We start from the raw sequence: 25,284 nt of genomic DNA, 5'->3' as shown, positions 1-25,284 counted from the left end.
GCGACAGATCAAGGCGGTCAAGCGTGATTTGGATCACGTTGGAGGGGCATTCCATCGGGCACGCTCGGCCAGAGAGCATCGGGTTGGGCGTTGGTGGGGTCAGTCGTTTTGCTGGCGCGAGGTCGGGCGCTTTCGTGTAGCTTCGGCACCAATTTGTTGCTGCCTGTCGATTCTGTTGGGGATTTCAGATGCGCACTCTCACCATCATCGTTTCGCTGATGTGCATGGCGCTGTCGGTTAGCGCCGCCAAGGCCGACCGCCGCGTCGCTTTCGTCGTCGGCAACGGTGCCTACAGGAACGTCGCGCAATTGCCGAACCCGCCGATCGACGCCAAGGCGATGGCGTCGACGCTGCGGAATGTCGGATTCGAGGTGATCGAAGGATCCAACCTCTCGCGCGACCAGATGACCGAGAAGCTGCTCGAGTTCGGTCGCAAGGCCCAAGGCTCCGACATTGCCGTTTTCTATTACGCTGGCCATGGCATCGCCGTCGGCGGCACCAATTATCTCCTGCCCGTCGATGCCGACATCAAGTCGGAGATGGACGTCAAGCTGGGCGCCGCCATCAACATCGACCTGACGCTCGACCAGACCATGGGCGATGCCAAGGTCAAGCTGGTGTTCCTCGACGCCTGTCGCGACAATCCGTTCGCTGCCAAGATCAAGTCGAACTCCGCGACCCGCAGCGTCAATGTCGGCAGCGGTCTCGCGGAGATGAAATCCGGCGAAGGCACGTTGATCGCTTTCGCCACCGGCCCGGGCCAAACCGCACTTGACGGTCAGGAGGGCAACAACAGCCCCTTCACCCGCGCGCTGATCGACAACATCACGAAGCCGGGCGTCGAGATCCAGCAGGCGATGACCTCGGTGCGCGCACAGGTGAATGAGGAGACCCACAAGGGCCAGCTGCCCTGGGGCCACACCAATCTGATCGGCGCCGTCTACCTCAACCAGGCGCCGACGACCCAGCTTGCCACCGCGGCACCGACGGCAACGGCCGCGCCAACCGCGGGGGCCGGCAACTCCGAAGCTGAAGTCGAGTTCTGGCGCTCGGTGAAGGAATCCAACAAGCCGGAAGAGCTCAACGCCTATCTCTCCGCTTATCCCAACGGCCAATTTAAGCCGCTGGCCATGGCGCGCCTCGCGGCAATCCAGAATGGTCCGTCGACCACGACCCGCAATCTCAATGCGGGCGTCGATCCCGCGACCTTCACCGATGAGGCCAGCCAGCTGACCGAAGACCAGATCGGCCTCGACAAGGGCCAGCGTCGCGACGTGCAGCGCCGCCTCAACGGACTCGGCTTCGATACCAAGGTATCAGGCGTGTTCAACGACGAAACCCGCTCGGTGTTGAAGCGCTGGCAAGCCGCCCGCGGCTATCCGTCGACGGGCTTCCTCAACAAGCTCCAGCACAAGGCCCTGCTCTCCGAGATCGTCGCCTCGACGACAACCGCGAGCGAAGACAGCCCGAAGCCGGCCCGGCGCGCCGCTCCCCAGAGCGCGCCTGCCCCCCGCCACAGCGGTGGCGGCGATGCCGGCGCGGCCTTCATGGGCGGCGTGGTCGGCGGCATGATGGGCGGCATGTTCCGCCGCTGAGGCTCGCCTCCGCTCCGCGGCGACGAGTCTGGAGTGCTTCGTCGCACCAGCGCAAAATTGCTTCGCAATTTTGTCGCGGGCTCCTCGCGATGACGAGCTCAGAGATGCGCCTGGTGCGGACCACCCGGCCCGCGCGGCAAGATCACGGCCAGTCTACTTCCCCGCCGCTTTGCGCAGCGCCTCGTTGATGCGGTCCTGCCAGCCGGGGCCGCCCGCCTGGAAATGCTCGAGCACGTCCTGATCGATGCGCAGCGTGACCTGCTCCTTGATGCCTGGCGCGACGTTCTGCTTCGGCGGCGCGGCGGCGACCTTGGCCGTCACCTTCTTGAACGCTGCCTCGGCTTCGGACCGCGCATCGCCCAGCGTGCGCGGCCGTCTCGGTTGATCCGTCATCTCTCAGATTCCTTCAAACAGAACTGTCGAAAGATAACGCTCGGAGAAGGATGGCACGATAGCCAAAATGGTTTTTCCCGCGGCTTCCGGCCGCTTTCCGATCTCGAGCGCGGCCGCGATCGCAGCTCCAGCGGAGATGCCGCCCGGAATGCCCTCATGCCGCGCCAGCGCCCGCGAGGTCTCGATCGCGGTCGTCGAGTTGATCTTCACGATCTCGTCGATCACGGAGCGGTCGAGAATGTCGGGCACGAAGCCGGCGCCGATGCCCTGGATCTTGTGCGGCGTGTGCTGGCCGCCCGATAGCACCGGGCTCTCTTCCGGCTCGACCGCGACTACGCGCAGCGACGCCTTGCGCGGCTTCAGGACCTGGCCGACGCCAGTGATGGTGCCGCCGGTGCCGACGCCGGCGACGAAGAAGTCGATGTTGCCTGACGTGTCGTTCCAGATTTCTTCCGCCGTGGTGCGGCGATGCACCTCGGGATTGGCGAGGTTCTTGAACTGCTGCGGCATCACCGAGTTCGGCGTCGTCTTCAGGAGTTCTTCCGCCGCGGCGATCGCGCCTTTCATGCCTTGGGCGGCCGGCGTGAGCACCAGCTCGGCGCCGAGGAAGGCGAGCATCTTGCGCCGCTCGATCGACATAGATTCCGGCATGACCAGCTTCAACCGGTAGCCGCGGGAGGCCGCGACATAGGCGAGCGCGATACCCGTATTGCCGGATGTCGGCTCGATCAGCACGGTGTCGGGCTTGATGATGCCGGCCTTCTCCATCGCGATGATCATGGCCGCGCCGATCCGGTCCTTCACGCTCGCGGCCGGATTGAAATATTCAAGTTTGGCCAAAATCGTCGCGTTCACGCCGTGCATGCCCGGCAGCCGGCGCAAGCGCACGATCGGCGTGTCGCCAAAAGCCTCGACGATCGACGAGTAGATTCGGCCGCGGCCGGGTTGGTGCGCTGCACCCGTGTTTGACGATGCGTCCATGATGGACTCCCTGTGGCGACAATTTGCGCTCCTATCGCAGCGCATGTGCAGTTACGGACAGGTTGTGACGACACGCAAGCGACAATGCGGCACATGTCAAATACGCTGCATCGCAAAAATCGCGTGAGTTGTAATTAGCAGAAAACCAACGCATTTGTGTTGCGACCTCGTCAACTGATTCGGCTTATGTTAGACTTAGGTCTCGAAGCAGGGAGGTCACCACGATGTCAGCTGCCGCTGAAGTGTTGTCGACCGTAGCACCAAGGCCGCGTTGCAGCGATTTGCCGAGCTGTCCCGTGTGCGCCGACTCCATGGTCGCCGCCGAAGCCTCGGCCTACGTCTCAGACCACGTGATCAGCTATCTCTGGACTTGCGACAATTGCGGCTACGGTTTCGTGACCAAGCATGCCGTGAAGCAGCGGATCGTGCGCAATTGATCTAGCGCGGGGCGATGTCGCCCCTCGCCCAGTCCTCGCGTGTACGCTGGTAGAACTCGTCGAACGTTCCGTGCACGACCGCGTCCCTGATGCCCTGCATCAGGAACTGGTAGTAGGCAATATTGATTTCGGACAACAGCATCGCCCCCAGCGTCTCGCCCGCCTTGACGAGATGGTGCAGGTAGGCGCGTGCGTAGTTTCGCGCTGACGGCCACGTACTCTCTTCGTCGAGTGGACGCGGATCGTCGGCGTGGCGTGCGTTACGCAAGTTCACCTGGCCGAAGCGCGTGAACGCGACGCCGTGCCGCCCATTGCGCGTCGGCATCACGCAATCGAACATGTCGACGCCGCGCTTCACTGCCTCGAGAATGTCGTCCGGCGTGCCGACGCCCATCAGATATCGCGGCCGGTCGCTCGGCAGCGCCGGCGCGGTCTCGTCGATCATCGCCAGCATCACCGCCTGCGGCTCGCCGACGGCAAGGCCGCCGATCGCATAGCCGTGGAAGCCGATCTCGACGAGCCCCTGTGCGCTGGCGTGACGCAGCTGGGGCACGTCGCCTCCCTGCACGATGCCGAACAGCATGTAGCCGTCAGATGCGCTCTCGAACGCGCGCTTGCTTCGTTCGGCCCAGCGCAACGACAGCAGCATCGCGCGCTCGATGTCGTCGCGCTCGGCCGGCAGCCGCACGCATTCGTCCATCTGCATCGCGATGTCGGAGCCGAGGTAGCGCTGCACCTCGATCGAACGCTCCGGCGACAGCTCGACCTTGGCGCCGTCGATATGCGAGCGGAAGGTCACGGCATGCTCACTGACCTTGCGCAGATCAGACAACGACATCACCTGGAAACCGCCGGAATCCGTCAGCATCGGCCCGTTCCAGCCTGTGAATCGCTGTAACCCGCCGAGCGCGTGGATGCGCTCAGCGCCGGGACGCAGCATCAGATGATAGGTGTTGCCGAGCACGATATCGGCGCCGGCATCACGCACCTCGCGCCAGTGCATGCCCTTCATGGCGCCGGCGGTGCCGACCGGCATGAAGGCAGGAGTCCGCACCACACCATGGGGCGTGGTCAGGCGGCCGGTGCGGGCGGCGCCATCGGTGGCGAGCAGTTCGAAATGATTGGGCAGATTCATGGCGGTGCTTATTGCGTGTCGCGCGAGACCGATCAACCCGCTCGGCCGCAATGTTCCAGACTGGGACACCGCTGACGCGGACGTGATGCGCTCACGCTCGCCAAATAAAACGATACAGTATAGTTTAATAGCGGGGCCTGAAACGAGAAAGCCGCGGCAAGTTGCCAGGGGCTGCAGATGCGTGATCGTCAGCCACCGACCAAATGCCCCTCCCCACACGCTCGACGGATACGTTCGCCGCCTCCGATGGCCGGACAAAGCGCACAGCCGACCGCCTGATCAGGTCGCTGGCACTCGCGTGCAGCCTGGCGCTCGCCGCCTGTACCTCGCTCCCCCGCACGCCCTATACGGCTGCCGATGCCAGCGCATCGCGTGTGCTGGATATCGACGGCCTCAGGCGCTACGCCGACGAGCCCATCACGAAGTTCGGCTTCGAGCATGACGAGGCGACAGGAAGCCGAACCTATCTGGCGCTGTCCGGCGTTGGCGCGGATGGCGCCTATGGCGTCGGCGTGCTGAACGGCTGGACCGCGGCGCGTAACCGCCCGACCTTCTCCGTCGTATCACGGGTGAGCACCGGCGGGCTGATCGCACCCTTTGCGTTCCTCGGATCGCAATATGACGACACGCTTCGCGAGCTCTACACCAGCGGCATCGCCGAAACCCTGCTGAACGACCCCAGCATCATCCGCGTGCTGTTCGGCTCCGGTCTGTTCGGCAATACACGGCTGCGCGAGCTGGTGGCGCGCTATGTCGGGCCCGAGATCATGGCACAGGTCGCGCGCGAGCACGCCAAGGGCCGACGGCTGCTGGTGGTCACCACGGATCTCGACACGCAGCGCACCGCGATCTGGGACATGGGCAAGATCGCCGCGGTCGGCACGCCCGAAGCGCTGAAACTGTTTCGCGACGTGATGGCGGCCTCCGCCAGCATCCCGCTGGTGTTTCCGCCGATCCTGATCGAGGCTGAAGGCCAGGGCCACAGGTTTCAGGAGATGCACGTCGATGGCGGCGTGACGGCGCCAGTGCTGACATTGCCTGAAGCGTTGCTGTTCCAGGGGCGCCTGCCCGGCCACGCCAGGATGGACATCTACATCCTCGTCAACAAGAAGATCGAGCGCAACTTCGAGCTCGTCGCCAACAGCACGATCGACTCGCCTCACGCAGCCTGTCCGCCATCACCCAATCGCAGACGCGCTCGATCGTTTTCTCGACCTACGAGTTCGCCCAGCGCAATCATCTCGGCTTCCATCTCTCCTACATCGAGCGCGACTATCCGGCGCCGCCGTCCGAAGGTTTTGACACCGGCTACATGCGGGCGCTGTACCAGTACGGATACGAGAAAGCGGCCGGCGGCGGGGCCTGGACCGGGCGGATGCCTTGATATCCGCGCAGCGGAACGGCGCCGGTCGGAGACCGTTGACGATCCGGCCAATTCGGCCAGAATCGCGATGACGCCCCGGTTGCTGCGCGTTATACAGCAATGCACACTGGCAGGACCGCGCAGGAATCATTGGGCATATCATCGGGCATGGGATTGGCTGCGACCAAGACAAGAACGGCGGCACCTCGGCGCGAGGTGTCGAAATCGCGCGGCGGCCGGCCGACGAAAAGCGCGGCGATCGAGCGCGACCAACGGCTGATCGAGGTCGCCACCCGCCTGTTCCTCGATCGCGGTTTTGAAGCGACGTCGCTCGATGCGGTGGCGGAAGCGGCCCGCGTCAGCAAGCCCACAGTCTATTCCCGTTACGGCGACAAGCGCGGCTTGTTTGCCGCCGTGCTCCGCCGCGAGATCGCGCGCTGGCTTGCGCCGCTCTCGGCTGCGGCGGAAACGCAGCTCAGCAGCGCCTCCGATATCCCGGTCGAACAGCGGCTGGTCGAGATCGGGCGCGAGATGCTGGCCTTCACCTGCGGACCCGACGCCGTGGCCTTCAGCCGCATGATGACGTCGCAGGCCATCAACTTCCCTGACGTCGCCAAGCTCGGCAAGGAGGAAGGCTGGCTCAAGGCGGTCGCCACCACCGCGCGCTTCTTCGACCATCTCGTGGCGCAAGGCGCACTCGACGTCGACGACACAACGATCGCGGCGGAAGTGTTCCTCGACGTCGTCGTCGGCCACACGCACCGCATGGCGACGTTCGGCACGCCGATGGAACTGAAAGGCGCCGAGAAGCGGATGCGCGCAGCAATCAAGCTGTTCCTGGCCGGCGCAATCGGTCCTGCCGACCGCGTCCAGAGCACCGCAAAAAAAGCCCCGCAACGGCGTCGCCCCACCCGCTGACATTTCCGTGACATCAGCGATTTCTCTCCCGGGGACGATGGCCTGTTCGTTGACCAAAATAAAACGATACGGTATGGTTTTGTTATAGAGCAGTTCGGGCCGCTTTTTCACCAGCCCCAAGGAGGACCGGACTGCTTAGACCGCCGCGACGGGTGCAGCCCGTCACGACGTTCCGCGGCCGGCCGGTGCCCAAGGTCGGCCGCGATTTCTTTACGAACATCCGGCAAACTTGCTGGTTCAAGGCTTGCCGGCCGAGGGTTTCGAGCATGAGCGCGACAAGACCAGGAATGTACGGGTGGTTCGCGGTCGCCCTCTCGGGGCTGCTCATCGCAGTGCCGGCGCGCGCGACCGTTTCGGCGGGAAGCACGCCCGCCGCCCTGCACAGCGAGGCAGATGGTGATGCCGCGGCGGATCGCCAGGCCGTCAGCCGCGAGATCGAGCGTTTCCGCAGCTCCTCGATTTCGATCAGCCAGGCCATGGCGATCGCGGAAGCCCGTCATGCCGGCGCGACGACCGCCGATATCAGCTTCGACGGCGGCTCGGGCGTGCCGGTCTACCGGGTGAAGACCCTGCACAAGGACCGGATCTGGCGCTACACCATCAATGCGGAGACCGGCGCGGTCGAGGGCGGCGAAGCTGCCCTGCCCCTGGCTGAGCTGGACCATGATGACCGCAGCAATCTCGCAGCGCTCGGCACCATCACGCATCGCCTCGCCGATGCGGTCCGCGTCGCCGAACAGGCCGCGTCCGGCAAGGCCATCAGCGGCGGGCTGGTGCGCGAGCGCGGACGGCTCAATTTCGCAATCGTCGTCATCAGTGGCGACGACCTCAAGGAGGTCATCCTCGAGCCGCCGGGTGCCCGGGGCAAATAACGCAAACGCCACGATCCCGCCGGAAAGCCATTGACGCGCGCCGGACTCTCCCGCATAAGTCGCCGCCATGTTCACGACCACCAAACGCACGACCAAAACCACCACGGCCTTCGGGGCCCGGGGAGGCGTGCGCGCATAGTCGTCGACTAGAAACGCATCAAGCTCTGCCGAAGCCCCGCCCAAGATGGTCCGGGGCTTTTTTGTTGTCTCAATCGATCTCAATGGAGGACAAAGTGAGTAACGATCCCGTCGTCGCGATTGTCGGCGTCACCGGTGCGGTAGGCGCCGAATTCATCGCCACCATGGACAAGCGCGGCTTTCGCGTCGGCAAGCTCAAGGCGCTCGCCAGCGCCCGCTCCGCCGGCAAGACGGTGTCGTTCCGCGGCCGGAACGTCGTCATCGAGGAGCTGACCGAACGCGCCTTTGAAGGCGTCGACATCGCACTGTTCTCCGCCGGCAGCGGCATCTCGAAGAAGTTCGCGCCTGTTGCGGTGAAGGCGGGCGCCGTCGTGGTCGACAACTCCTCCGCCTTCCGCATGGACCCGAACGTTCCGCTTGTCATCCCCGAGGTGAACGGCAACCGCATCCGCGACCACAAGGGCATCATTGCCAACCCGAACTGCGCTGCGATCACCGCACTGGTGCCGCTCTGGCCGATCCACCAGAAGAACCGCATCAAGCGCGTCATCATCTCGACCTACCAGGCAGCCTCCGGCGCCGGCGCTGCCGCGATGGACGAGCTGGTCGAGTCCACTCGCGCCAATCTCAACGGGCAGGTCTATACGCCGAAGGTGATGCCGCACCCCTACGCCTTCAACCTCTTCAACCACAATACGGCCATCGATCCCGAGACCGGCTACAACGACGAAGAGACCAAGGTCATCAAGGAAACCCGCAAGATCTTCGAGGACGAGACAATTGCGATCGGCGTCACCTGTGTCCGCGTGCCGGTGCTGCGCGCGCATTGCGAGGCCATCACCTTCGAATGCGAGAAGCCGATCAATGAGGATCAGGTCCGCGCCATCATGGCGCAGGCCCCGGGCGTGAAGGTCGTCGACGATCGCGTGAGGAACTACTTCCCGATGCCGATCGACGCCTCGGGCCAGGACGACGTCCTGGTCGGCCGTATCCGCAAGGACCTCAGCGACCCCTCCGGCCATTCGATCTCGATGTTCGTGGCGGCGGATCAGCTGCTCAAGGGCGCAGCGCTGAACGCGGTGCAGATCGCCGAGCTGCTGCCGCAGCGGGTGATGGCGTAACGGAAGGTGCGTAGGTAGGGATCTCCTCCTCGTTCTCGAAGCGGGCCACCGCGATCCTGATCGATCCCTGTACTGGCGCTCTCGGCGCAATGACCTCCTACTGGATCTCGATCGCGGCCGCTCCGTCGGGGCGCGGTTCCTACGCAGGTGCTCAGGCACAGGTGGATAAGGCTGCTCCCGGCAGATCGGCCCGTGCTGCCAGTCTACATCATTGGACTGGCGCCGAACGACAAGAAGGGTACAGGGTGGGTTAGCCCCGCAGATGCGCAAAGCGCATCTGCTCGGCGTAACCCACCAGGCTCCCTATCCGCAGAGACAAAAATGGTGGGTTACGCCTTACGGCTAACCCACCCTACGACTCCGCTTAAACAACAAACACGCATCGCCATATGAGTAGAACCGGTATCCATTCGCGATCGCGTGCGCATAGGCCCGCTTCATCGTGTCCAGGCCGGCGAATGCCGACACCAGCATGAACAGCGTCGACTTCGGCAGATGGAAATTCGTCATCAAGACATCGACAGCGCGGAAGCGATAGCCGGGGGTAATGAAGATCGAGGTCTCGGCCGTGAACGGCTGGATGGTGCCGTCCTCGCTCGCCGCGCTTTCGAGCAACCGCAATGACGTGGTGCCGACGGCGACGATGCGGCCGCCGCTCTTTCGCGCGGCGTTGAGCGTCTCCGCGGTCTGCGCCGAGATCGTGCCCCACTCGGCATGCATCTTGTGGCCTTCGGTGTCATCGACCTTGACCGGCAGGAAGGTCCCTGCCCCGACATGCAGCGTGATGCGATTAACGCCGACGCCGCGCGCGTGCAGCGCGTGCTCCAGCGCCGGCGTGAAATGCAGGCCCGCGGTGGGGGCCGCGACTGCGCCTTCGTTCGTCGCAAACATCGTCTGGTAGTCGGAGAGATCCTGATCATCGGGCGTGCGCTTCGAGGCGATATAGGGCGGCAGCGGCGGGCTGCCGAGATCGGCGATCGCCTGATCCAGCGTCGGGCCGTGGAACGAGAATGACAGCGTCACCTCGCCCTCCTCTCCCTTGGCCTCGACCTCGGCATCGAGATGGCCGAGCAGGCAGACCTTGCCTTCATTGCCGAAGCGAATGCGGTCGCCGGCAGCGAGCTTCTTCGCGGGCTTCACCAACGCCTGCCAGCGCGAGCCGTCGAGGCGCTTGATCAAGGTCGCCTCGATCTTCGGCTCGGTCTCGCGACCGATGCGGCGGCCTCTAAGCTGCGCGGCGATCACCTTGGTGTCGTTGACGACGAGCTGGTCGCCCGGCTTCAGCCATTGCGGCAACTCGGTGATGGTCTGGTCACGCAGCGCGCCGTTCTCGACGACCAGCATCTTCGCGGAGTCGCGCGGCTGAGCCGGGCGCAACGCGATGCGCTCAGGTGGCAGGTCGAAATCGAAGAGATCGGTGCGCATGGTCTCTATGACGTCATTCCGGGGCGCGCAAGGCGCGAGCCCGGAGGTTCCGGGTTCGGCTCTACGAGCCGCCCCGGAACGACGACGCAGGCCTATTCCGTATCAGCCGCCATCCGCGCCTTGACGATCTTGTCCGGGTTCTGCACCGGCTCGCCGCGCTTGATCTTGTCGACATTCTCCATGCCCTCGGTGACCTTGCCCCACACCGTGTACTGGTTGTCCAGGAAGCGGGCGTCGTCGAAGCAAATGAAGAACTGGCTGTCACCGGAATCGGGGCTCGCGGCGCGTGCCATCGAGGCGGTGCCGCGCACATGCGGCTCCTTGTTGAACTCGGCCTTGAGCTTCTGGCCCGAGCCGCCGGTGCCGGTGCCATGCGGACAGCCGGTCTGGGCCATGAAGCCGTCGATCACACGATGGAACACGATGCCGTCGTAGAAACCTTCACGGACCAGCTCCTTGATGCGTGCGACGTGGCCAGGCGCCAGGTCGGGCCGCATCTCGATGGTGACGGGGCCCTGCGTGGTCTCGAGGATCAATGTGTTTTCGGTGACGCTCATGCTCGTCTCTCTTGCGTTGGAGGTGAAGTTTTGCGGGTACGGAACTGGATCGCGAACGGACGTCCCGCGGCGGCGCCGGCCATTGCATCGGTAAATGGCATCGGCGTGCAGCGTTGCAACGCCTCCATGACCGCGATCCGGTATTGCAGCCGGTCATTCTCGGAGGCCCCCGGAGTTTCATAGGTAATCCGTGGATGCCCCAGAATGTTTCCGGAACGCTTAAAGCTCACGACGACGGTGATGTCGAGTGGGCGGGCCTTGTTGGGCGGTGGCGGCTTCCAGCAGGTCTGCAAGCGCTCGAAGAGGTCCCGGAGAGTGTTGACAGGCGCGTCCTCTGCAGCCGCACCGGTGATGCCGAACAGGAGCGCCGCGGCAGCGAACAGGAGCCTGTCGCCACGGCGCGCCATCGTCCTGGCTACTTGATGTCGGAGGCGACCTGCACCTTCACCATCTTGTCGGGATCGGTGACGGTGCCGCTCGGCGAACCGGCCGGCGCCTTTTTAAGCTTGTCGACAACGTCCATGCCCTGCACGACCTCGCCGACCACGGTGTACTGGCCGTCGAGGCTGCCGCCGTCGGCGAACATGATGAAGAACTGCGAGTTGGCGGTATCGACGCTGTCACCGCGCCGAGCCATGCCGACGATGCCGCGGGTGAAATGAACCTTGGAGAATTCCTGCTTCAGGTTCGGATATTTCGAGCCGCCAGTACCGTTGCCGTTCTGGCCGTCGCCGGTCTGCGCCATGAAGCCGTCCATCACGCGGTGGAACGGCACGTTGTTATAGAAGCCTTCGCGCGCGAGCTGCTTGAGGCGCTCGGCATGCTGCGGCGCAAGGTCGCTGCGGAGCTTGATGACGATGCGGCCCTTGGTCGTGTCGATGACGAGCGCATTGGCCTTGTCGAGATTGGCCGGCAGCTGTTGCGCCACCGCCGGAACGACGCCAATGAGCGCGACGAACATCGTGGCAAATATTGCGAGACGACGGATCATGGAGACTCCGGATCAGGTGAGATGAAATAACGCGCCGTTTTCAGGCGAATTTAGCCTTGAGCTGGGATGCAACGAGCGGCGGGACGAAGGCCGAAACGTCTCCGCCCATGGCGGCGATCTGGCGCACCAACGTGGCGGTGATCGGGCGAACTGCGGGAGAGGCAGGCAGGAAGACGGTCTGCACCTCCGGTGCCATGGTGCCGTTCATACCGGCGAGTTGCATCTCGTAGTCGAGATCCGTGCCATCGCGCAGGCCTCGAACCATGATGGTCGCACCGTACTTGCGCGCCGCGGTGACCGCGAGATCGTCGTAAGTCACAGCCTCGAGCGTGCAGCCGGCCTGGGCCGCCACCGGCCCGCAGACATCATGAAGCATCTTGAGCCGCTCCTCGGTCGAAAACAGCGGCTTCTTGCCGGGATGGACCCCGATCGCGACCACCAGCCGGTCGCACATGAAAACGCTGTTCCGGACCACGTCCAGATGGCCGTTGGTGATGGGGTCGAAGGAACCGGGGTAGAAGGCAATACGCGGCATGCCACGTCCTACCGCGCCTGGCCCTGCCCGGCAAGCCGGACGGTTCCGCGTCAGGCCTGCCGATTTTTCCACTCCCTGTCGGGAAGGCCGCGATTTGTTTCGTCCTCGGGGCATCCACGAAACACAACGAGGCGCGAACGAAACCATTTCCGGCATCGGCGAAGACGTCCGGAAACTGGGCGTGGCTACTACTCCAGCCAACGAATGACGGGCCGCGCACTGGGCGTAGCGGCCGCATCACAGGGGACCGTCAATGATCAAGGCTCTTTCCGCTATCGCTGTGGCTGCATGTGTTGCCGCGATCCTCACCCTGCTGCCCGGCTTTGCGCCATCAGTCGAAGCCAGCGTGCCGCAGCCGCTCGCCAAGGGTGACCGGCTCGACATCAAGGCCATCGGCAGGGATTGCTCGCAACGAGCGTGGCCAAACTTCGAGGCATCCTGCCTGCGCCGCGCCGGCACCAGGGCGGACATCCGCGTCGCCCGCCTCGTGACGGCAGACCGCACTCCGTAGGCGATCTGTCAGCGTACACTTCGCTGTAAACCCCAGATAAATCCCATGGATATTTGCGACGTGTCGTCGCAGACTATGTGATGCGCGCACCCTCGGAATGGCCCGATGGTCGCGGGCCCATTGAGGGGTTGCCATTGTCCAGTACGCCCGCCGTCGTCTCCGGCCATCATCCCGATCCGCTTCCGCTTGCCATGACCGTGGGCGCCCTCGGGGTGGTCTATGGCGATATCGGCACCAGTCCCCTCTATGCGTTGAAGGAAGCCGCCAAGGCGGCCGCCCATGGCGGCACGGTGACCTCAGATGCAGTCCTCGGCGTTGCCTCGCTCATCCTCTGGGCGCTGCTGCTGATCATTTCCCTGAAATATGCGCTGCTGATCCTGCGCGCGGACAACCGCGGCGAAGGCGGCATCGTCGCGCTATTGGCGCTGCTCCACGCCCGCCACGCGAAAGCGGGCACCTGGCGCGCGCATCTCCTGGTGGTCGGCCTGATCGGTGCGGCGCTGCTCTACGGCGACGGCGCAATTACGCCGGCGATCTCGGTGCTGTCAGCCATCGAAGGCCTCAAGGTTGACGCCCCCTCGCTCTCGCCGGTGGTGGTGCCGCTGACCGTCGCGATCCTGGTCGGCCTGTTCGTGATGCAGAAGCAAGGGACCGGCTTCATCGGCCGCATCTTTGGACCGGTCATGGTGGCCTGGTTCGTGGTGCTCGCCGCGCTCGGCATCCACGGCATCCTCAAGGCGCCGTCGGTGCTGGCGGCGCTCAGCCCGCTCTATGCGTTCGATTTCCTGATCCACCAGGATTTCCATGTCTCCTTCGCGATCCTTGGAGCCGCCTTCCTGGCGGTGACCGGGGGCGAAGCCATGTACGCCGACATGGGACATTTCGGCCGCCTGCCGATCCGGCTCGCCTGGTTCGCGATCTGCCTGCCGGCGCTGGTGTTGAATTATTTCGGCCAGGCCGCGCTGCTGATCACCGATCCCTCGATGATCGAGAATCCGTTCTTCCAGCTCTGCCCCGACTTTCTGCATTACGGGCTGGTCGCGTTCTCGGCGGTCGCGACCGTGATCGCCTCGCAGGCGATCATTTCCGGCGTCTTCTCGCTGACGCAGCAGTCGATCCAGCTCGGCTTCCTGCCGCGCATGCAGATCCGACACACCACGAGCCATGCGATCGGCCAGATCTACGTGCCACTGGTGAACTGGCTGCTCGCCGCCGCCACGCTCGGCGCGGTCTTGAGCTTCGGCACCTCGGACGCGCTCGCCGGCGCCTATGGCATCGCCGTCTCGCTCTTGATGGCGATCACGACGCTGCTCGCAGCCCTGGTCGCGATCCAGTGGGGCTACTCACCGTGGATCGTGGTGGCCGTGAACGGCTTCTTCTTCGTGATCGACCTGATCTTCTTCTCGGCCAATTCGATCAAGCTGTTCGAGGGGGGCTGGTTTCCATTGCTGCTCGCGGGCTTCGTCGCCTTCCTGATGCTGACCTGGCGCAGCGGCGTGAAGCTCGTTGAAGCCGCACGCGCGAAGCTGCGCCAGCCGGAGGAAGATCTGATCGAGACCGCGGTCAACAAATGCAGCGCGCGCCTGCCCGGCACCGCCGTGTTCCTGGCGTCCGCGCCGAAAGGCGTGCCGCTGGCGCTGACGCAGTTCGTCAAGCACAATCACGTGCTGCACGAGCGCGTCGTCCTCGTCACCGTGCTGATCGAGGAGTTGCCCCACATCGCCGACCAGGACCGGGTCGAGATCATCGAGATCATTCCCGGCATCACCCGCGTGATCCTGCATTATGGCTTCATGCAGAACCCAACGATCTATGAGGGTCTGACGCTCGCCTGCCGCCAGGGCAAGCTGCCCGGCGTCGATCTCTCCGACATCACCTATTACGTCGGCCGCGAAACCATCATTCCGAGCGAGGACATTCCGGGCATGTGGGTCTGGCGCGAAGGCCTGTTCGCCTTCCTCCAGCGCAACGCCGAACGCTCCGCCGCCTTCTTCGGCGTGCCGACCAAGCAGGTCGTGGAGTTCGGCACGGAGCTGGAGATTTAGCGAATGGTGGGTGGCCAATAGCGATAGAGCAGCGAAGTTCAGTCGCTATTCCCTATTCGCCATTCGCCTGTTCTCCATTCGCGCCATTCCCGTTCTCGGCCTCTTCCGTGATGTGCTCGACCGAGACGACGTGCTCGTCCTCGGCGGTGTCGAACACGATCACGCCTTGCGTCGAGCGGCCGGCGATGCGGATGCCTTCCACCGGGCAGCGGATCAGCTGGCCCTTGTCGGTGACCAGCATGATCTGATCCGCATCCTCGACGGGGAAGGACGCGACGAGGTTGCCGTTGCGGTTGTTGACGCTCATGGCGACGATGCCTTTGCCGCCGCGGCCCGTGGTGCGGTACTCGTAGGACGAGGTCCGCTTGCCATAGCCGTTGACCGAGACGGTCAGCACCACCTGCTCGGCCGCCGACATCTCGGCATAGCGCTCCTGCGGGAGCTGGAAGCTGCCGGAAGTCTCCTCGGCCTCGGCGTCCGCTGCCGGCTCTTCGGCCGCAGCTTCACCGGCGACCGCGCGGCGCATCTTCAGGTAGGCCGAACGCTCGTCCGAGGTGGTCTCGACATGGCGCAGGATCGCCAGTGAGATCACCTTGTCGCCCTCGCCGAGCGCGATGCCGCGCACGCCCATCGAGGTGCGTCCGGTGAAGACGCGGACGTCGGGGACCGGGAAGCGGATGCACTGGCCGCCGGCCGCGGTCAGCAGCACGTCGTCGCGCTCGGTGCAAATCTGGACGTCGACGATCGCCTCGCCATCGTCGAGCTTCATCGCGATGATGCCGGAGCGGCGGACGTCGACGAAGTCGGACAGCTTGTTGCGACGGACGTTGCCGCCCGTCGTTGCGAACATCACATCGAGCTGCGCCCAGGTGGATTCGTCCTCGGGCAGCGGCATGATGGTGGTGATGCGCTCGCCCTGCTCCAGCGGCAGAATGTTGATCAAAGCCTTGCCGCGCGCGTTGGGCGCAGCCATCGGCAGCCGCCAGACCTTTTCCTTGTAGACCTGGCCGCGCGACGAGAAGAACAACACCGGAGTATGAGTGGATGCGACAAAGAGCCGGCTGACGAAGTCCTCGTCGCGGGTCTGCATGCCGGCGCGGCCCTTGCCGCCGCGGCGCTGGGCACGATAGGCCGACAGCGGCACGCGCTTGACGTAGCCGGCGTGCGACACGGTGACGACCATGTCCTCGCGCTGGATCAGGTCCTCGTCCTCGACCTCGCCTTCCTGCTCCATGATCACTGTCTTGCGTGGCGTGGCGAACTCGGCCTTTACCTCGGCAAGCTCGGTCTTGATGATGTCGAGGATGCGGGCGCGCGAGCGCAGGATCTCGAGATACTCGCCGATCTCGCCGGCGAGCTTTGCCAGCTCCTCGCCGATTTCGTCGCGGCCGAGTGCGGTGAGGCGTGCGAGGCGCAGCTCGAGGATCGCCCTCGCCTGCTCCAGCGAGAGGCGGATGGTGCCGTTCTCGTTGATGCGATGGCGGGGATCGTCGATCAGCGTGATGATGTCCTCGACGTCGCGCGCGGGCCAGTCGCGCGTCATCAGGGTCTCGCGCGCGGCGGCCGGCGTCGGCGAATGCCTGATGACCCTGATGATCTCGTCGATATTGGCGACCGCGATCGCAAGGCCGACCTGCTCATGCGCCCGCTCGCGCGCCTTGCGCAGCTTGTATTTGGTGCGGCGGGTGACGACCTGCTCGCGGAAGCCGACGAAGATCGTCAGCATGTCCTTCAGGTTCATCGTCTGCGGACGGCCACTATCGAGCGCGACGGCGTTGACGCCGAAAGAAGTCTGCAGCGGTGTGAATTTGTAGAGCTGGTTCAGCACCACGTCGGGCACGGCGTCGCGCTTGAGCTCGACGACGACGCGGTAGCCGTCGCGGTCGGACTCGTCGCGCAGGTCGGAGATGCCCTCGATCTTCTTTTCCTTGTAGAGCTCGGCGATGCGCTCGACCATCGTCGCCTTGTTCACCTGATACGGGATCTCGGTGATGACGATCGCCTCGCGCTCCTTCCGGATCGTCTCGAACTCGACCTTGCCACGCATCACGATGGAGCCGCGGCCGAGGTGATAGGCGCTGCGGATGCCCTGGCGTCCAAGGATGATGCCGCCGGTCGGGAAGTCCGGGCCCGGGATGATGTTGTTGAGCTCGTCGATCGTCAGCGACGGATTATCGATCAGCGCTACGCAGGCATCGATGACCTCGCCCAGATTGTGCGGCGGAATATTGGTGGCCATGCCGACGGCGATGCCGCCGGCGCCGTTGACCAGAAGGTTCGGGAACCGAGCCGGCAGAACCACCGGCTCGCGCTCGGAGCCGTCATAGTTGTCCTGGAAATCGACCGTGTCGTCGTCGATGTCCTCGAGCAGCTTCAGCGCGATCTTGGTCAGGCGGGATTCGGTGTAGCGCATGGCCGCTGGCGGATCGCCGTCGACCGAGCCGAAATTGCCCTGTCCGTCGATCAGGGGCGCGCGCATCGAGAAGTCCTGCGCCATGCGCACCAACGCGTCGTAAATCGCCTGGTCGCCATGGGGGTGGTACTTACCCATGACTTCACCGACGGCACCGGCGGACTTCTTGTGCTTCTTGTCCGGTGTGTCGCCGCGATTGTTCATCGCATAGAGGATGCGGCGATGCACCGGCTTCAACCCGTCGCGCGCATCGGGCAGCGCGCGCGATACGATCACGCTCATGGCGTAATCGAGGTAGGACTTCTTCATCTCCTCGTAGATCGAGACGGGGCGAATGTCCGAGGGTTGCGCCGGCTGGTCGCCGGGCTTGTTGTCGTCGTCTGCCAAAGGGAAATCCGGTGAGATTCTATCTGGGAATCATATAGCGCATCGAGGCCCTGATAACCACCCTTGGCGGCGGCCTGGAAGCGCTTTTTCCGTCCATTTTTCCAATAACTTACGCCCCTGAAGCGGGCATCTTGGATGAGCCTGGAATCAACCTTGCGAAATCGCCTCGGAGGGGACAGTCAAGCCGCGGGCAAGTGCGCCCGTTCTCCCGAACATGAAGCGGGCCCGGAAATTCCGAGCCCCTTCTGTCGATCAGTTGGGTTTACTGACGCGGCGTGAAAGGTGTTGCTCAACCCGACCAGCGCCCCCCATCGCCCGGAGCATTCTTAGAACGGGATATCGTCGTCCATGTCGTTGTTGCGGCCACCGCCGCCGGCGGCAACCGGGCGGCGCGGTGCGCTGCTCACGGGACCCGAGGAGCCGAAATCGCCGCCCGGCTCGTCGCCGAAGCTGCCGCCTCCTCCGCCGCCGCCGCGGCCGTCGAGCATCGTCAGGGTCGAGTTGAAGCCCTGGAGCACGACCTCTGTCGAGTACTTCTCGACGCCGCTCTGGTCCGTCCATTTGCGGGTCTGGAGCGCGCCCTCGATGTAAACCTTGGCGCCCTTCTTCAGATATTGCTCGGCGACCTTGCAGAGTCCCTCATTGAAAATCACGACGCGGTGCCACTCGGTCTTTTCCTTGCGCTCGCCGCTGTTCTTGTCGCGCCAGGTCTCGGAGGTGGCGATGCTCAGATTCGCGATCGGCCGCCCATCCTGGGTGCGGCGGATCTCCGGATCCTTGCCGAGATTTCCAACCAGAATGACCTTGTTGACGCTACCCGCCATCGCCGCTCTCCACTCCAAATGCCACTGAATTTCGAAAAGGCGCGCCCGCGCTACCGCCTGTTGGGCCGACCCTATACGCTTAGAAGCGCCGATCGGCCCACCACGCCCTCGGTTATCCCCACATATAGCACCGATCGGACATTCGTTCCAGATTTGTTCCCATCGAAATCGCTGCGCCCCAAGCGTACGACACCTTCACCGCGCGCGGCCCGGTTGGAGCCGGCCCCTGCTCGCTTGACCAGCGACACCCGCTGGGGCGGCGCGGTCGGTGCCGGTCTCGCGTCGGTCTCGCGCCGAACGGACGGTCGGCGTGGAGGATGACCACATCTTCCTGGGAATCGGACCGTCACGCTGAACCCACTCGCTGGCTCTGCATTCCAGACTGACCCGATCAGCCAGAATGTCGACATGGGTCTCGTCCGCGTCAATTACCGCTTCGGCCGGTGATCGCCAATACCGATGATAAGGCACTGATCTCCAAGCACTAATCCTCTGACATCTTTTGAGAATCGAAGGCCGGTCTCGCGCCGGCCCTTTGCTGCTTCTTCCAGGTGGGAACCCCAAGGCCAGCAAGCGCTATTTTCGCGTCTGTTGTGACTTTTGAGAGACACAACTTGCGGCTTCAGTGGTGTAAGCAAGACGTCAGTTGGACCATAGCGTCCGCTGCCCTTCCGACGTACGGAAGGCAACCACAGAAACTGGGACTGGGATAAGTTGAAAATGAAAAAGGTTTTGTTGGCTTCGGCCTGTCTGCTCGCCCTCACTGGCGCCGCCTCGGCTGCCGACCTGGCGGCTCGCCCCTACACCAAGGCCCCGGTAGCTATCGCCTCGATCTACAACTGGAGCGGCTTCTACATTGGCGCCAACGCTGGTGGCGGCTCCAGCCACAATTGCTGGGACACGACCAGCGTCGCCGGCGCTGCTGTCGCCACGACGAGCGAAGGTTGCCATGATGCGACCGGCGCTGTCGCCGGTGGTCAAATCGGCTATCGCTGGCAGTCCGCAGCCTGGGTGTTCGGCCTCGAAGCGCAGGGTGATTGGGCCAATCTGAAGGGCTCGAACACAAGCTCGCCCGCCGCTTTCTTCCCGCTGGTGAACAATACCAAGATCGACGCCATCGGCCTCTTCACCGGCCAGGTGGGTTATGCTTGGAACAACGTTCTCTGGTATGTGAAGGGCGGTGCGGCCGTCACCCACAACAAGTTCAGCGGCACTCTGGCGGGTGTCACCTTCGGCGACGCGAGCGACACCCGTTGGGGCGGCACCATCGGCACCGGCATCGAGTTCGGCTTCGCGCCGAACTGGTCGGTTGGTTTTGAGTACAACCACCTGTTCATGGGCAAGCACAACGACAGCTTCACGGTTGTCGGCGTGCCCTTCCGCGCCGACAACATCAAGCAGGATGTGGACATGGGCACCGTCCGCCTGAACTACACCTTCGGTGGCCCGGTCGTCGCGAAGTACTGATCCTCGCAACCGACGTCACAACGTCACGAAAGGCCGGCCTCGCGCCGGCCTTTTTGCTGTTCCATTCAGTGCAATTGTTATCAGCTGCTGCCAAGTCCCGCCAGCGCCACAACAATCCGTTGACGATTCGCAAGTCCCTCTGGAAATCTGTCTCCGTTCTTCCTACGTTCGCTCACAACCCCATTGGCGCCGATCCCGGTTCCGGGCGAAGCGCGCCTTAACGTTGGCGCGAGCGCGTAGCTTTGGGATTCCTTGAGGGCAATTCGGATGGATGAAGTGATCAAGGCGAGGCGCCACCAGCAGAACGTGGGCTCCAGCCTGCGCGCGATTACGATCCGCGGCGCGCGCGAGCACAACCTCAAGAACATCGACGTCGAGATTCCCCGCGACAAGCTCGTGGTTTTCACCGGCCTTTCCGGCTCCGGCAAATCCTCGCTCGCCTTCGACACCATCTACGCAGAAGGCCAGCGCCGCTACGTCGAATCGCTGTCGGCCTATGCGCGCCAGTTCCTGGAGATGATGCAGAAGCCCGACGTCGACCAGATCGACGGCCTGTCGCCGGCGATCTCGATCGAGCAGAAGACGACCTCGAAGAACCCGCGCTCGACCGTCGGGACGGTCACCGAGATCTACGACTACATGCGCCTGCTCTGGGCGCGCGTCGGTGTACCCTATTCGCCAGCCACTGGCCTGCCGATCGAAAGCCAGACCGTCTCGCAGATGGTCGACCGTGTGCTGGCGCTGCCGGAGGGCACCCGCCTCTATCTGCTCGCCCCCGTCGTGCGCGGCCGCAAGGGCGAGTACCGCAAGGAGCTCGCCGAATGGCTCAAGAAGGGCTTTCAGCGCGTCAAGATCGACGGCACCTTCCACGAGCTTGCGGAAGCGCCTGTTCTCGACAAGAAATTCCCGCATGACATCGACGTCGTGGTCGACCGCATCGTGGTGCGCGCCGATATCGGCCAGCGCCTTGCCGAAAGCTTCGAGACCGCGCTGAAGCTCGCCGAGGGCCTCGCCGTGGTCGAGTTCGCCGACGCACCCGCGGCCGCACCGGCGGAAGAGAAAAAGAAGACTGCAAAGATCCACGACAAGAGCGGACCCGAGCGCATCCTGTTCTCGGAAAAATTCGCCTGCCCCGTTTCCGGCTTCACCATCCCCGAGATCGAGCCGCGCCTGTTCTCGTTCAACAACCCTTATGGCGCCTGCCCGGCCTGCGGCGGCCTCGGCGTCGAGCAGCATGTCGACGAGGACCTGGTCATTCCCGACAAGGAGATCGCCATCGGCAAGGGCGCGATCGCGCCCTGGGCCAAGTCGTCGTCGCCCTATTACGTGCAGACGCTGACGGCACTCGGCAAGCACTACAAGTTCACGCTCACCACCAAGTGGAAGGATCTGCCCAAGAAAACGAAAGACGCGATCCTCCATGGCTCCGGCGACGACGAGATCAAGTTCTCCTATGAGGACGGGGTGCGCTCCTACGACACCAAGAAGCCGTTCGAGGGCGTCATCACCAACATCAACCGCCGCTACCGCGAAACCGAGAGCGAGTGGGCGCGGGAAGAACTCGCCAAATATTTCCACGACGTGCCCTGCGGCGCCTGCAATGGTTTCCGGCTGAAGCCCGAGGCGCTCTGCGTCAAGATCGGCGGCAAGCACATCGGCGAAATATCGGAGCTGTCCGTGAAAGGCGCCGGCGCATGGTTCGAGACCGTGCCTGATACGCTGAACGCGCAGCAGAACGAGATTGCCGGGCGCATCCTCAAGGAGATCCGCGAGCGCCTGACCTTCCTGCTCGACGTCGGCCTCAACTATCTCACCCTCTCCCGTTCCTCCGGCACGCTGTCCGGCGGCGAGAGCCAGCGCATCCGCCTGGCCTCGCAGATCGGCTCGGGGTTGACGGGCGTACTTTACGTGCTGGACGAGCCGTCGATTGGCCTGCACCAGCGCGACAATGCGCGCCTGCTCGACACCCTGAAGCGGCTGCGTGACCTCGGCAACACCGTGATCGTGGTCGAGCATGACGAGGACGCGATTCTGCTCGCCGACCACGTGCTCGATATCGGCCCGGGCGCCGGCATGCACGGCGGCAACATCATCGCCGAAGGCACGCCCGCGGAGATCATGCGCAACCCGAAATCGCTCACCGGCAAATATCTCACCGGCGAGCTCGAGGTCGAGGTGCCGGAACGGCGGCCGCCGAACCATCGCCGCACCATCAAGGTGGTGAACGCGCGCGGCAATAACCTCAAGAACGTCACGGCCGAAATTCCGCTCGGCCTGTTCACCGCCGTCACCGGCGTCTCCGGCGGCGGCAAGTCGACGCTGCTGATCGACACGCTCTACAAGGCCATCGCCCGCAAGTTGAACAATGCCAGCGAAGGCGCCGCTCCGCACGACCGCATCGAGGGCCTCGAGCATATCGACAAGATCATCGACATCGATCAGTCGCCGATCGGCCGCACGCCGCGCTCGAACCCGGCGACCTATACCGGCGCCTTCACGCCGATCCGTGAATGGTTTGCAGGCCTGCCCGAAGCCAAGGCGCGCGGCTATGAGCCCGGCCGCTTCTCCTTCAACGTCAAGGGCGGCCGCTGCGAAGCGTGCCAGGGCGACGGCGTCATCAAGATCGAGATGCACTTTTTGCCTGACGTCTACGTCACCTGCGACGTCTGCAAGGGCAAGCGCTACAACCGCGAGACGCTCGAAGTGCTGTTCAAGGGCAAGAGCATTGCCGACGTGCTCGACATGACCGTCGAGGAAGCCGCCGAGTTCTTCAAGGCGGTGCCGCGCGTGCGCGAGACTTTTCAGACATTGCACCGGGTCGGGCTCGACTACATCCATGTCGGCCAGCAGGCCACGACGCTCTCAGGCGGCGAAGCCCAGCGCGTCAAGCTGGCAAAAGAGCTGTCCAAGCGTGCCACCGGCCGCACGCTCTACATCCTGGACGAGCCGACCACCGGCCTGCACTTCCACGACGTCAAGAAGCTCCTGGAGGTGCTGCACGAGCTGGTCGCGCAAGGCAACACGGTCGTCGTCATCGAGCACAATCTCGAAGTCATCAAGACCGCCGACTGGGTCATCGACCTCGGCCCCGAAGGCGGCGACGGCGGCGGCGAGATCGTCGCCTGGGGCCCGCCCGAGGATATCGTGAAGGCGCAGCGCAGCTATACGGGAAAATTCCTGGAGCCGGTGCTGAAGAAGGCGCGGAAGCCGAAGCGACGGAGCACGAGCGAGGCGGCGGAGTAGCCTGTCGCTGCAGTCTTGGCAGTGTGTCTACGGGATCTTGAATCGGCCAGTCGCATTGGCCGATCGGTGCATTTTCGCTTCTTCCAAGAGACGATACTTAGTTCGTTTATCGGCAACCTCTGGTTTGTCGCTGATCCTTGCTGTACTTTTCTGACTTCGCCGTCGGGAGGTCAGATTTGAGCAACGCAACTGAAGCAAGCCGCTTTCATTTCGAATTTCAAGTCACCAGAGCCGAAGACAGAGTCTTTGGAACTCTCACTGGCAAAAATCTGAAGGCTCACATCGACCCGCGCATCAGCGCTGTTGCCCCACTCGTCGCAATCTTCCTGATCATCGTTTGGGCCTGCACAGCCGTGGATCGAGGTTGGTCGACATCGGGCGCGGCCTTCGGATCGTTAGTGTGGTTCATGCTGGGATATTTCTTCGCATTCTTCGTGATGCTATGGTGCATTCGCCAAATGTTTGACAGATTGTTCGAGCTGCGTGGAGCCGCGCAGATGACGTGGCAGGTTGCCTTTGACGATGTTTCGATAATCATTAGGACTCCGGGCATCGAAAGCCGGATGCTCTGGAATGCGATTGCAGCGGTGAAGGATACCGATACGCTGGTCGCGCTCTGGTACGACGCACGGTTTGGCTTTTTTATTCCAGCCAGGGTTTTCGCCGACCCAGCCTCTCGTGTTGCATTTGCAGAGTGGGCCAGTGAGCATGTACGACGCGCGGCATTACTGCGCTCCGACACCTCGGCCAAATCATCTGCAAGCCCGGCTTGCTGCTAGCAACCTCCCCTCCTTCATGCCCTACTCCCTCGCCATCTTCGACCTCGACGGCACTCTCGTCGACAGCTTCCCCTGGTTCCTGCGCACCATCAATGACGTTGCCGATCGTTTCGGCTTTCGGCGCGTTAGCGATGAGGATGTCGAGGGACTACGGCATGCCTCGACGCGCGAGATCCTCTCACGGCTCGAGGTGCCCGTGTGGAAGCTGCCGGCGATCGCGCGCTATGCGCGGCGTCTGAAGGCCGAAGCGGCCTCGGAGATTTCGCTGTTTGCGGGCACTGAAGCGATGCTGCGGACGCTCTCCGAGAACGACGTGCAGCTCGCGCTGGTAACGTCGGACAGCGAAGTCAATGCGCGGCAAAAGCTCGGCGCATTAGCCGCGCTATTCCGGTATTTCGAGGGCGCGGCTTCCATGTTCGGCAAGCCCGCGAAATTTCGCCGCGTCATCCGGCGTGCTGGCATGATACCGCAAAACGTCATTTCAATCGGCGACGAGGTCCGCGACATCGAGGCGGCGCGTGCGGTGGGGATTGCCTGCGGCGCGGTCAGCTGGGGTTACGCCGCACCGGCGGCGCTGCGGGCGCGGCAGCCGGATCTCGTCTTCGCGCACATCGACGAGATCGCGCCGGCCGTACTGGCCGGCCTCGGAGATCGCACGCCGGCCTAGCTGCTCGTGCTTCTCCAGGTTCGATGGCAGCTTGCGGCTCGGCGCGCTACAACAGCTTGCGCTGCCGCTCGGGCGAAACACCGCCTGATGGTCCATGACAACATAGAAAAACAATTCGCTTTACTAGAGCATTTCCTTGCTTAATTGAATCGGAGGGATTCCGGTTTTTGGCGGATTGTGATTCAAGATGCTGGCTGGATTGGAGGCCAGCATCGCATGACCCGACCACTTTCCCTAGATCTTCGCGAGCGTGTGGTGGCGTCGGTTTTGGCGGGCGAGAGCTGCCGGTCTGTGGCGGAACGGTTTGGTGTTGCGGTCTCGTCAGTGGTGAAGTGGTCACAGCGACAGCGGGCGACCGGCTCGGCTGCGCCTGGCAAGATGGGCGGTCACCGTAAGCCCGTGCTTGATCCGCACCGCGCCTTCATTGTCGAGCGGATCACTCAGATGCCGCACCTGACGCTGCATGGTCTGAAGGCGGAACTGGCAG

At 63.8% G+C, this 25,284-nt stretch carries 22 protein-coding genes and 1 pseudogene; 13 read left to right on the top strand and 10 right to left on the bottom strand.

Going from position 1 to position 25,284, the window contains the following annotated elements; genetic code table 11:
• The first annotated feature begins 188 nt into the window (after positions 1 to 188).
• Positions 189 to 1,595, top strand: a complete 1,407-nt coding sequence (locus tag BM222_RS27170; protein ID WP_092234815.1) for a caspase family protein — start codon at positions 189 to 191, stop codon at positions 1,593 to 1,595.
• A gap of 153 nt (positions 1,596 to 1,748) precedes the next feature.
• On the opposite strand, the gene BM222_RS27165 is transcribed toward BM222_RS27170, so the two are convergent.
• The gene (locus BM222_RS27165; RefSeq protein WP_092234811.1) at positions 1,749 to 1,988 is read right to left on the bottom strand and encodes a BrnA antitoxin family protein; all 240 of its coding nucleotides are present in this window, start codon (positions 1,986 to 1,988) and stop codon (positions 1,749 to 1,751) included.
• 3 nt (positions 1,989 to 1,991) lie between these two features.
• Positions 1,992 to 2,969, bottom strand: a complete 978-nt coding sequence (gene cysK, locus BM222_RS27160; protein ID WP_092234808.1) for a cysteine synthase A — start codon at positions 2,967 to 2,969, stop codon at positions 1,992 to 1,994.
• A 224-nt stretch (positions 2,970 to 3,193) separates the two neighbouring features.
• Here cysK and BM222_RS27155 point away from each other — a divergent pair, with 224 nt between their 5' ends.
• Positions 3,194 to 3,406: a hypothetical protein gene (locus tag BM222_RS27155; protein WP_092234805.1), complete on the top strand. Its 213-nt coding sequence runs from the start codon at positions 3,194 to 3,196 to the stop codon at positions 3,404 to 3,406.
• A gap of 1 nt (position 3,407) precedes the next feature.
• Here BM222_RS27155 and tgt read toward each other — a convergent pair whose 3' ends face one another.
• Positions 3,408 to 4,541, bottom strand: a complete 1,134-nt coding sequence (gene tgt, locus BM222_RS27150) for a tRNA guanosine(34) transglycosylase Tgt (RefSeq protein ID WP_092234802.1) — start codon at positions 4,539 to 4,541, stop codon at positions 3,408 to 3,410.
• Positions 4,542 to 4,744: 203 nt separating this feature from the next.
• On the opposite strand from tgt, the pseudogene BM222_RS27145 reads away from it, so the two are divergent.
• The 4 genes and pseudogenes from BM222_RS27145 (at position 4,745) to BM222_RS27130 (ending at position 8,953) form a co-directional block, all read left to right on the top strand.
• Positions 4,745 to 5,925, top strand: a pseudogene (locus BM222_RS27145) (patatin-like phospholipase family protein).
• A gap of 147 nt (positions 5,926 to 6,072) precedes the next feature.
• Positions 6,073 to 6,822: a TetR/AcrR family transcriptional regulator gene (locus BM222_RS27140; RefSeq protein ID WP_092234799.1), complete on the top strand. Its 750-nt coding sequence runs from the start codon at positions 6,073 to 6,075 to the stop codon at positions 6,820 to 6,822.
• A gap of 266 nt (positions 6,823 to 7,088) precedes the next feature.
• Entirely contained in the window at positions 7,089 to 7,694 is a 606-nt protein-coding gene (locus BM222_RS27135) for a PepSY domain-containing protein (RefSeq protein WP_177243500.1), read from the top strand.
• Between the two features lie 221 nt (positions 7,695 to 7,915).
• The gene (locus tag BM222_RS27130) at positions 7,916 to 8,953 is read left to right on the top strand and encodes an aspartate-semialdehyde dehydrogenase (RefSeq protein WP_092234795.1); all 1,038 of its coding nucleotides are present in this window, start codon (positions 7,916 to 7,918) and stop codon (positions 8,951 to 8,953) included.
• Between the two features lie 342 nt (positions 8,954 to 9,295).
• Here BM222_RS27130 and queA read toward each other — a convergent pair whose 3' ends face one another.
• The 5 genes from queA to coaD all read right to left on the bottom strand — a co-directional run bounded on the left by queA (position 9,296) and on the right by coaD (position 12,461).
• Complete coding sequence (queA, locus tag BM222_RS27125; RefSeq protein ID WP_092234791.1) at positions 9,296 to 10,378, bottom strand: tRNA preQ1(34) S-adenosylmethionine ribosyltransferase-isomerase QueA; 1,083 nt, start codon at positions 10,376 to 10,378, stop codon at positions 9,296 to 9,298.
• 92 nt (positions 10,379 to 10,470) lie between these two features.
• On the bottom strand, positions 10,471 to 10,935 hold the full coding sequence (locus tag BM222_RS27120; protein WP_092234788.1) for a peptidylprolyl isomerase: 465 nt from the start codon (positions 10,933 to 10,935) through the stop codon (positions 10,471 to 10,473).
• The gene (locus tag BM222_RS27115) at positions 10,932 to 11,342 is read right to left on the bottom strand and encodes a UCP034077 family protein (RefSeq protein WP_092234784.1); all 411 of its coding nucleotides are present in this window, start codon (positions 11,340 to 11,342) and stop codon (positions 10,932 to 10,934) included. The genes BM222_RS27120 and BM222_RS27115 overlap by 4 nt, the downstream gene beginning before the upstream one ends.
• Before the next feature lie 8 nt (positions 11,343 to 11,350).
• Positions 11,351 to 11,926 (bottom strand): peptidylprolyl isomerase, encoded by a 576-nt coding sequence (locus BM222_RS27110; protein ID WP_092234780.1) that lies wholly within the window; start codon positions 11,924 to 11,926, stop codon positions 11,351 to 11,353.
• Positions 11,927 to 11,966: 40 nt separating this feature from the next.
• A complete protein-coding gene (gene coaD / locus BM222_RS27105) occupies positions 11,967 to 12,461 on the bottom strand; it encodes a pantetheine-phosphate adenylyltransferase (protein WP_092234777.1) in 495 nt (164 codons plus the stop codon).
• 253 nt (positions 12,462 to 12,714) lie between these two features.
• Between coaD and BM222_RS27100 the strand changes: the two genes are divergently transcribed.
• Both BM222_RS27100 and BM222_RS27095 read left to right on the top strand, forming a co-directional pair.
• Positions 12,715 to 12,972: a hypothetical protein gene (locus BM222_RS27100; RefSeq protein ID WP_092234774.1), complete on the top strand. Its 258-nt coding sequence runs from the start codon at positions 12,715 to 12,717 to the stop codon at positions 12,970 to 12,972.
• Between the two features lie 191 nt (positions 12,973 to 13,163).
• Positions 13,164 to 15,017 (top strand): potassium transporter Kup, encoded by a 1,854-nt coding sequence (locus BM222_RS27095; protein WP_092235057.1) that lies wholly within the window; start codon positions 13,164 to 13,166, stop codon positions 15,015 to 15,017.
• A gap of 52 nt (positions 15,018 to 15,069) precedes the next feature.
• Here BM222_RS27095 and gyrA read toward each other — a convergent pair whose 3' ends face one another.
• Positions 15,070 to 17,817, bottom strand: coding sequence for a DNA gyrase subunit A (gyrA, locus tag BM222_RS27090; RefSeq protein WP_092234771.1), 2,748 nt, complete (start codon positions 17,815 to 17,817; stop codon positions 15,070 to 15,072).
• A 326-nt stretch (positions 17,818 to 18,143) separates the two neighbouring features.
• Positions 18,144 to 18,641 (bottom strand): single-stranded DNA-binding protein, encoded by a 498-nt coding sequence (locus BM222_RS27085; RefSeq protein WP_092234768.1) that lies wholly within the window; start codon positions 18,639 to 18,641, stop codon positions 18,144 to 18,146.
• 720 nt (positions 18,642 to 19,361) lie between these two features.
• Between BM222_RS27085 and BM222_RS27080 the strand changes: the two genes are divergently transcribed.
• The 5 genes from BM222_RS27080 to BM222_RS27060 form a co-directional block, all read left to right on the top strand.
• Positions 19,362 to 20,108 carry an outer membrane protein gene (locus tag BM222_RS27080; protein ID WP_092234765.1) on the top strand — a complete coding sequence of 249 codons (747 nt, stop codon included), beginning with the start codon at positions 19,362 to 19,364 and terminating at the stop codon, positions 20,106 to 20,108.
• A 267-nt stretch (positions 20,109 to 20,375) separates the two neighbouring features.
• Positions 20,376 to 23,351: an excinuclease ABC subunit UvrA gene (uvrA, locus tag BM222_RS27075; protein WP_092234761.1), complete on the top strand. Its 2,976-nt coding sequence runs from the start codon at positions 20,376 to 20,378 to the stop codon at positions 23,349 to 23,351.
• Positions 23,352 to 23,527: 176 nt separating this feature from the next.
• Positions 23,528 to 24,130 carry a YcxB family protein gene (locus BM222_RS27070; protein ID WP_143106054.1) on the top strand — a complete coding sequence of 201 codons (603 nt, stop codon included), beginning with the start codon at positions 23,528 to 23,530 and terminating at the stop codon, positions 24,128 to 24,130.
• A gap of 16 nt (positions 24,131 to 24,146) precedes the next feature.
• On the top strand, positions 24,147 to 24,797 hold the full coding sequence (locus tag BM222_RS27065; RefSeq protein WP_092234755.1) for an HAD-IA family hydrolase: 651 nt from the start codon (positions 24,147 to 24,149) through the stop codon (positions 24,795 to 24,797).
• Between the two features lie 216 nt (positions 24,798 to 25,013).
• Positions 25,014 to 25,284 (top strand): IS630 transposase-related protein (locus tag BM222_RS27060; protein WP_143106053.1); only part of this gene is annotated, 271 nt, incomplete at its 3' end.

This window comes from Bradyrhizobium sp. Gha (assembly GCF_900113735.1).
Lineage (GTDB): Bacteria > Pseudomonadota > Alphaproteobacteria > Rhizobiales > Xanthobacteraceae > Bradyrhizobium.
The sequence above is the reverse complement of the archived record's forward strand: the minus strand, read 5'-3'. Positions and strand labels throughout refer to the sequence as shown.